A 3,987-nucleotide genomic window follows, 5' to 3' on the forward strand; every position below is an offset into this window, starting at 1 on the left:
GAGTTTCCGCAGGTGTGGGTGTGGGAGTCGGAATCGGAATCGGAATCGGAGTTTCCGCAGGAGTTGGAGTCGGAATCGGAATCGGAGTTTCCGCAGGTGTGGGTGTGGGAGTCGGAATCGGAGTTTCCGCAGGTGTGGGAGTTGGAATCGGAGTCGGAGTTTCCGCAGGTGTGGGAGTTGGAATCGGAGTCGGAGTTTCCGCAGGTGTGGGAGTTGGAATCGGAGTTGGAGTTTCCGCAGGTGTGGGAGTTGGAATTGGAGTCGGAGTTGGAATTGGAGTCGGAGTTTCCGCAGGTGTGGGAGTTGGAATTGGTGTCGTATCTAAAATAGTCAAAACAGCCGTAGAAAGATCCCCCAAATCAGCCCCATTAGTAGGAGAAATTAATCTTAAATTAACAGTTTCATTTCCTTCTACTAAGGTGTCATCAATAATTTCAATAGTGAAAGATTTACTGGTTTCGCCGATCGCAAAATTCAAAGTACCCGATGTTGCGGTATAATCGCTGCCAGCATTCGCCGAGCCATTACTTGTGTTATAATCGATACTAGCTACTGCATTTGTCTCATCAGTGCGAGTCACAGTAATTGTCGCCAAATTACCGTTTTCATTAACTGTATAATCGGCTTGACTAAAGTTAAATGTACCTGTATTATTGACGTTGATATTGAAAGTTTGATTGGGCGAAGTATCCACGCCACTGTTATCAATACCGCCACTGTCTTTGAGATTTATAGTAATCGTAGCATTACCAGTTTTACCTGGGGCGGGCGTAAACGTTAGTTGTCCTAAAGAGTCGATCGCAGGTGCTACACTAAATAAACCTGTATTGTCATTCCCCACCACTTGAAAGTTTACACTTTGTCCCGACTCGTTGGCTGGCCCTGGGGAAATCGCTGTAGCCCATCCAGTAACGGTTTGTGGGCCTGCGTTGCGGTTGAGAGTGCGATCGAACCCTTTGACAAACGACGGCGCGTCGTTAACTGGATTAACAGTAATTGTAGATGTTATCGCATTAGTGCTAAACGGTGTTTTTCCCCCAGTGACAGAAACATTGACACCCGTTGTACCGCTAGCAATTCCGTTACTTCCATCCCAAGCGCGAAAGGTGATTTTTGGCTCGCTACCAGAGGTACTATAATAGTCTGGGTTGGGTAAAAAACGCACTTTCCCAGGTGTTTGCACCGAAACCCTTGTCAGGTTAATGTTAGCTTGGGCCTCAGTAGTATCGTCTCCTAGGAATAGGAAATTAGGAGTTTCATAAGGATCGATCGCACCGCTCAATGCAGCATAATCTCGCAGCGGGCCACTTAGTATTTCCTCGCTATCATTAGAAAGAAAGTAATTTTCCCCTTGCACTTTCAGAGTATAATTAGTAGCAAGATTCGTGTTGTAAGCAACATTTTCCGCAGCCACTAATAAGCTATTCGTTTGCCCGCTTGGGTTGGGAGTAATACCGTCTCCCTGGGCAAAAATATTCCCAGAAGTTGCAGATAGCTGCTGGAAACCGATTTCAATGGCTTTGCGATCGCTTGTTACCGCCACAATACTAAAACCTGCTCGATTGGAATTAGTGCGCGATTCTGAGAGAATTTGCAGATTAAAAGATATACTAAATCCCGAAGTGCGATCGAGCACCGGAAATGATGGATTTAAAGGATTGTTCCTATAACCGGCATAAATACTATTAGCAGCAGTGCTATTTAAATTAGTTCCAGTCCCGCTAAATATTTCTGAAGCAGTAATCTCAGGAGAAACAACATTTAAATTAGTGAAATTCAGCCAGCCTTGAGCATTGGGGGTGTTACCAAGTAAACCATTATAAATAACAGTTGGCCCTACAACAGTTGCTGAACTTTCAGAAACAGTGCCGAAATTTGTCCAAGTATTGCCGCCATTAGTGGAGAATTGCCAATTGCCGTTAGTATTGTCAACTCCCGTAACTGCGACACCTAAAATATCCTGATTAGCATCACCACCCAACTCGGCAAGATAGCCACCAAAACTAAATCCTGTGTTAGCTAAGTTGGTTATATCTTCGTTAATTTGGAACGGTGGATTAACAGTAGGATTTGCCAAAGTTGGAGCGCTGTTTGCCTGCCGGTTGCGAAGGCTGTTAATATAAATAGTGTTAATTCCGCCGTTGGGTAAACCGAGGGAACCGGGGCTATTTACAGTATAATTCGCATTTTTGTTGATGCCGCCAACAGCACTGGAAAACTCGACATTTCCACCATTATTTGGTGCTGCAATTTGCACTTTAGATGCATTTCCAAAGGCTCCTAAACCAGTAGTCGGCCAGGCGATCGAATCTACTGTATTGGTGGTAGTGAGAGGGGTAGTATTGTCAACATATACAACATCGGAAGCTGCTAAATCGCTATCAAAGTTTCCGACTGGTAGTAACTTGGTCAAAAATCCACCTTCGGCACTTAATGTAATATTCCAATCATTATTTGTGCCAAGCGGTAGAGGATTGTAAACAATCTCTTGATTAGCCGAAGGGCCGCCAATAGCAATTATTGTTCCTGCTTTAAAGACAGGCGCAATACTCGCCATATTAGTAAATCTGTAAGCTGAATATTTAGCTGTTGTGGGAACAGTTGAATCCCCCACAAAATAGCTTTCAAGAACACTAGCCGTTAAATCTTCTGTTAACAGTAACTCTACATATTCGTTACCTGTAATGTCTCCTGTAGCCCTGCGGAATTCGTTGATAATTATCTGTCTCATATAGATGCACCTAAATTTCAAATAAAAACGATGTTTTATCTGTAAAGCACTGCCGCCCTAGGACTGGCAATACCAACTTTTTATGAGGCTGCATAGAATTCGATCCCCCCTAGCCCCCCTTAAGAAGGGGGGGACCGGAAGCTTCTTGAAGTCCCCCTTTTTTCCCCTTGGGGGGGTAGGGGGGGTGGGGGATGCGATGGGGATCGAGATATGTGCAACGACCCATTAAATTGGTACAACCTAAATTGATTTTGGTCTCAATAGTTTACGTAAAACTACTGAAACAGAATACCAAATTAGTATTAAATATGATAAACTATAATAGTTGTACGGAGGAGATATGTCAAGCACAATTTTAAATAATTGACAGGACTTATATCAAAGGCGGTAGCATCGGCCTGCATTCATCTCTCTTATCTCCCTCTGTGTCCTCTGCGTTCTCTGTGGTAAAAAGAATTCCAGTTGCATCGGAATGATTTAACCGCGAAGGCGCAAAGGGCGCGAAGGAAGAGAAGAGAGAGATTAATAATTCTGATGAAGAGAGGATTTGATATCAAATGGGGTAGCATCGGCCTGCATTCATCTCTCTTATCTCCCTCTGTGTCCTCTGCGTTCTCTGTGGTAAAAAGAATTCCGGTAGCATCGGAAACGATAGGACTAAAAAACGCAGATAATTGGGCTTTATCTGCGTTTATTGGGGGTTATTGGGGTTTTAAGTAAGGGGCGATCGATTTACTTAAATTACGGTAAAGTCCAGGGGTCCGATCGCCCTTGGTTGCACTCTATTCAGTACAGCCAACACTTCGCCAGTATTGGCAATCGTGATGAAAGTTGCATTGTTTTGTGGAATGAAACTGAGTCTATCGACTGTCAAACCTCCAGTTAAAATAAGCACATCTTCACCAGGGATAAAATCACTAATAAAATCGCTGCCTTGTCCAGGCGTCAACAAAAAGCGATCGCTACCACTGCCCCCTTGCAACGTATCGTTTCCGAAATCTCCAATCAGCCAGTCATCGCCCAGCCCGCCAGCCACACAATCGTCACCTTTGCCGCCGTAAACACTATCATTGCCATCACCGCCGCAGAGTTCGTCAACACCGCCATTGCCAAATATCAAATCGTTGCCTTCCGCTCTATAAGACTTAGACAAAGTTAGACACCGTTAGATGTTTTTACTCTGATGCTTATTTCCTGTTTCAGCGTAGTCTCAGAATGACTTCTGAGGGTTTGTCTACTCCACAGGCAATCTCGGT

General features: G+C 44.3%; 2 protein-coding genes. Both read right to left on the reverse strand.

From position 1 onward, the window contains the following. Nucleotides 1-2,731: Calx-beta domain-containing protein (locus AAFP11_RS29905; protein WP_341740265.1), on the reverse strand; the 2,731-nt coding region annotated here is incomplete at its 3' end. Nucleotides 2,732-3,467: 736 nt separating this feature from the next. Continuing rightward, a complete protein-coding gene (locus tag AAFP11_RS29910) occupies nucleotides 3,468-3,884 on the reverse strand; it encodes a hypothetical protein (protein WP_341740266.1) in 417 nt (138 codons plus the stop codon). Nucleotides 3,885-3,987 lie beyond the last annotated feature (103 nt).

The sequence above is a fragment of the Microcoleus sp. CAWBG640 genome (assembly GCF_020883015.1).
In the GTDB taxonomy this organism is placed as follows: Bacteria; Cyanobacteriota; Cyanobacteriia; order Cyanobacteriales; family Microcoleaceae; genus Microcoleus; species Microcoleus anatoxicus.